The sequence below is a fragment of the Pseudoalteromonas sp. SG45-1 genome (genome assembly GCF_014164135.1).
Classification (GTDB): Bacteria; Pseudomonadota; Gammaproteobacteria; order Enterobacterales; family Alteromonadaceae; genus Pseudoalteromonas; species Pseudoalteromonas distincta.
Genome location: NZ_JACJEP010000050.1, coordinates 5,952 through 9,758, shown reverse-complemented (window position 1 = coordinate 9,758; position 3,807 = coordinate 5,952). Strand labels below are relative to the sequence as shown.

4 protein-coding genes and 1 pseudogene are annotated in these 3,807 nt (G+C 38.3%); 1 reads left to right on the top strand and 4 read right to left on the bottom strand.

The window, feature by feature from the left end:
• Window positions 1–130: pseudogene (locus H5117_RS20070) on the top strand (elongation factor Tu); the annotation flags it as partial.
• 378 nt (window positions 131–508) lie between these two features.
• Here the strand turns inward: H5117_RS20070 and H5117_RS20065 are convergent.
• The 4 genes from H5117_RS20065 to H5117_RS20575 form a co-directional block, all read right to left on the bottom strand.
• Entirely contained in the window at window positions 509–1,705 is a 1,197-nt protein-coding gene (locus H5117_RS20065; protein ID WP_154903728.1) for a dipeptidase, read from the bottom strand.
• A 64-nt stretch (window positions 1,706–1,769) separates the two neighbouring features.
• Window positions 1,770–2,024, bottom strand: coding sequence for a YheU family protein (locus tag H5117_RS20060; RefSeq protein ID WP_004335925.1), 255 nt, complete (start codon window positions 2,022–2,024; stop codon window positions 1,770–1,772).
• A 2-nt stretch (window positions 2,025–2,026) separates the two neighbouring features.
• The gene (locus tag H5117_RS20055; RefSeq protein WP_182738991.1) at window positions 2,027–3,013 is read right to left on the bottom strand and encodes a hydrolase; all 987 of its coding nucleotides are present in this window, start codon (window positions 3,011–3,013) and stop codon (window positions 2,027–2,029) included.
• 570 nt (window positions 3,014–3,583) lie between these two features.
• Window positions 3,584–3,807: hypothetical protein (locus tag H5117_RS20575; protein ID WP_220491812.1), on the bottom strand; the 224-nt coding region annotated here is incomplete at its 5' end.

The following is a 3,807-nucleotide window of genomic DNA, read 5'->3' as shown; positions in this document are numbered from 1 at the left end:
GCCTGGTGATAACATCAAGATGACAGTAACTCTAATCGCACCAATCGCGATGGATGAAGGTCTTCGTTTTGCTATCCGTGAAGGTGGTCGTACTGTAGGTGCTGGTGTTGTAGCAACTATCGTAGAGTAATAATTAACTTTAAAGTTAATTGTTAGAAAAAGGTCACTCAGGTGGCCTTTTTTAATGTCTGAAGAAAAGTGTCATATGAAGGTGGTGCTCTTACCTTAGGCGTAGGTACTTTGTAGCAACAGTCAAAGAGTAATAATTAACTTTAAAGTTAATTGTTAGAAAAAGGTCACTTAGGTGGCCTTTTTTAATGCCTGAGGAAAAGTGATTTGCTCCTAGGTATAGAATTATTGCCGAGCTTGGGTTGAGTTTTACGAAACCCGAGGGGAAAATAGTACCGAAGATAACTATGCTGTTAAATATAAAAAAGCACGGCTAGGCCGCGCTTATATTGAGTTAGCTCTTGGTCTTTTAGCCAATTACTAATATATGATAAAAGCTTTAGTGTTTCTTCGCATACTCTTGCGCTTGTTTTAAAACTCTTAATAAATTGCCACTTAAAATCTTTTTAATATCTTTGTCGCTGTAATCTCTATCCATTAAACCTTGGACAAGATTTGGGTAGCTAGATACATCTTTTAAGCCGATAGGTAATGAGTCGCCAACTCCATCATAATCAGAGCCAATACCTACATAATCAATACCAATTAGCTCAACTACGTGATCAATATGGTCAAGTACTTGCTCAAGACTTGCAAATGGATACGGATTTTTAGCACGGTACGCAGCATCAAAATCTTTACTTAACTTAGTGCCTTCTTTTTTAGCTGACTCTTTTGTACTTTTTAATTGCTTGCCCCAACTACCTGCTTTAGCGGTAACAAAGCTTGATCCAAAGTTGATTTGAATAACGCCGCCATTTTCTTTCAGCGCTAATAGCATATCGTCATTCATATTACGCTCAAAGCCAGGCGTGTATTTACGAAGTGATGAATGAGAGGCAATTACTGGTGTTTTAGAAAGCTCCATAACCTGATAAAACGCATCATCAGAAATATGCGATACGTCAATTAGCATGCCTATATTATTCATTTCAGTGACAAGCTTTTTACCAAATGGGCTTAAGCCTTTCCATTTACGGCGTATATCGTAAGACGAATCCGAAATATGGTTGCTTTGCGAGTGCGCTAGCGTGATGTAACGAATGCCACGGTCGTAAAAGTGCTGAAGGTTTTTCATATCACCTTCGATTGGAGAGCCATTTTCCATACCCATGGCTATAGACAGCTTACCTTGTTTAAATTGCTCTTCAATATCAGTACTTGAGCTCGCAATAGCAAACTTATCGGGTGCGCGCTGGACTATGGCTTCCATACTATCAATCATTTGATTGGCTAGCTGGTAGCTTTTTCCTTTACCTTCAAATTCCAAATGCGCAGGAATATAAATCGACATAAATGGGGCGTTTAAACCGCCTTTTACAGCGCGAGGATAGTCAAAATCGCCATCACTAGTTGCTTTGGTTACATCAACCCAGCTTTCGTGAATTCGATAAGGTACGTCAATATGGGTATCAATTAAAATGGTATCTTTAGCGAGTTTAATTGCCTTATCAGATGCTGTTATTGTTTGTTCTGCTTGGGCTTGACTAGTTAAAGCTAGTGATATGGCTACCACTAGAGTGCTGAGTTTTATCATGTTTTGGCTCTTTGGGTAAAAAGCCATTGTGTACGTTCAATTCAAAAGTTACAAGTACTACGCCCTAATCAAACGACTGTGCTTGATGCTCTTCACTTTGCAGCGCTTTAAACTCACCTTTTGAAATTATAGTTACAGACTCGTGTAATTCTGAGAAAAACACCATCGCTTCGCCATTTTTAAGCTGCAGCTTTACTTGGCTTACTTTAGATTCGATGCTTGCTTCTACTTCACCATAATCGGTACCTTCGCGTAATACGTAGCTTTCGATTAAGTTATAAAGAGTGTCTTGATCGAGTTGTTCAAAAGGGATAATCATTACTACTTGTTACTCGCTTTATTTGATACGTGCTGGCTAAAATAATGAGGGACGGCTTTTTCTAACCAAAATATAGGTTTAAAGGGATTTTTACCGCTAATAAAACCAACATGCCCGCCCTTGTCAGAGATGCGCAGCGTAACATGCTCACTTACGTCTTGCCTACTCGGTACGGCTTTAATTGAGAGCATAGGGTCGTCTTTGGAATGAATAATAAGTGTGGGCACAGCGATATCTTTCAAGTACGGCATAGCACTGGCTTTACGGTAGTAATCGTATGCGTTTTCAAAACCATGTAGAGGGGCTGTTAACTGATTATCAAACTCTAATAAATCGTCAATTTTCATTAACTGTTTTGGCGTTAATGAAATTTGCTGCTTAATTTGTGGCAGCTTTCGCTGCATTGATTTTTTCATCCGATCGAGCAGATATTTTTGGTAAATTTTACCTAAGCTTTTACGAATAACATCGCTCGATGACGACAAATCATAAGGAGCAGATACCACCGCTGCTGCACTTAATGGGCATTTTTCGCGTTCTTCACCTAAGTATTTGGCAAGTACGTTACCGCCCAATGAAAAACCAACAGCGACCATAGTGCGCTTAGGAAATTGCAGCTTTAAGTGATTTATAAAAAAAGCTAAATCGGCGGTGTCACCGCTGTGATAAGCACGTGGTAGGCGATTTACTTCGGTTGAGCAATTTCTAAAGTGCATAAGCACAACTGCATAACCTTGTTTTTTTAATGCCTTCATCATGCCTTTGGCATAAAAGCTATTTATATTGCCTTCGAGTCCGTGCAAAACAACAGCAAGTGGTGCGGTTTCATTATGTGGAAGTGACCATGCAAGCTCAATAAAGTCACCATCAGGTGTATCAAGTTGCTCAAGTTCGTAGGACGTATTGTGAAATGGGCGGAAAAAACGCGGCATTATGGTCTGAACGTGACGATTGGTCATCCACCATGCTGGTTTGAACTGAGAGATCATGTTTGTACTACGCACTTTGTATTAAACGAAAAGCTAGTGTATCAAATTTTTCGCTTCAGAAAATAAAAAGCGCCTAACTAGTAAACTAATAAGGCGCTTTAGTGCGTCGTGCTTAATTTTGTTCGGGAATTTCTGCGTCATGTATTTTTTTCAAAAAGAAAAAAGCAAAAAAGATACACAAAGAAACAACGATGGTTAAAAACCCAAAAGACATAAATAAAACTGGATCTGTAAAAAAGTCTCTAAAGAATACGTTCATGAGTTGTTCCCCTCGTTGTTGATGGGTTAATCATAGGCGGTGTTTGCAGGTCGCAACGTGATCGAGATCAAGTTATTTACATAAGCAGATATAGGGGTGAAGCTAAGTTGATTTAGATCATGCTTTAAGGGCTACTAAGTTATTACCACTGAGAGCTAAGAGAGTTTTTCACTTTACCTAAAAGCGTAGCGCTTTAAACTTTTTTGAGTAAACCACTTAAAGATTTTTTGCACAAAGAGAAAAGAATGAGAAGTAAATGAGGGTAGAGCTATAAACTACTTGAGCCAAATAACTGCTCAATATTTATATTTTTACCTGGATAATCTAATTTTTATCTTCTTTAAAATCGCAGTACTTCTTAACCTTTTTGTGAATAAAGTACTTAAAGATCTTTTGCACAAAGAGAAAAGAATGAGAAGTAAATGAGGGTAGAGCAATAAACTACTTGAGCCAAATAACTGCTCAATATTTATATTTTTACCTGGATAATTTAGTTTGTTTTCCTCTAAAAGCGAAGCGCCTCTTAACCTCTTTG

Excerpts from the sequence above, each read along its gene's own strand:
- H5117_RS20055 (WP_182738991.1), bottom strand. The coding sequence starts at position 3,013 with ATGATCTCTCAGTTCAAACCAGCATGGTGGATGACCAATCGTCACGTT.
- H5117_RS20065 (WP_154903728.1), bottom strand. The coding sequence starts at position 1,705 with ATGATAAAACTCAGCACTCTAGTGGTAGCCATATCACTAGCTTTAACT.
- H5117_RS20060 (WP_004335925.1), bottom strand. The coding sequence starts at position 2,024 with ATGATTATCCCTTTTGAACAACTCGATCAAGACACTCTTTATAACTTA.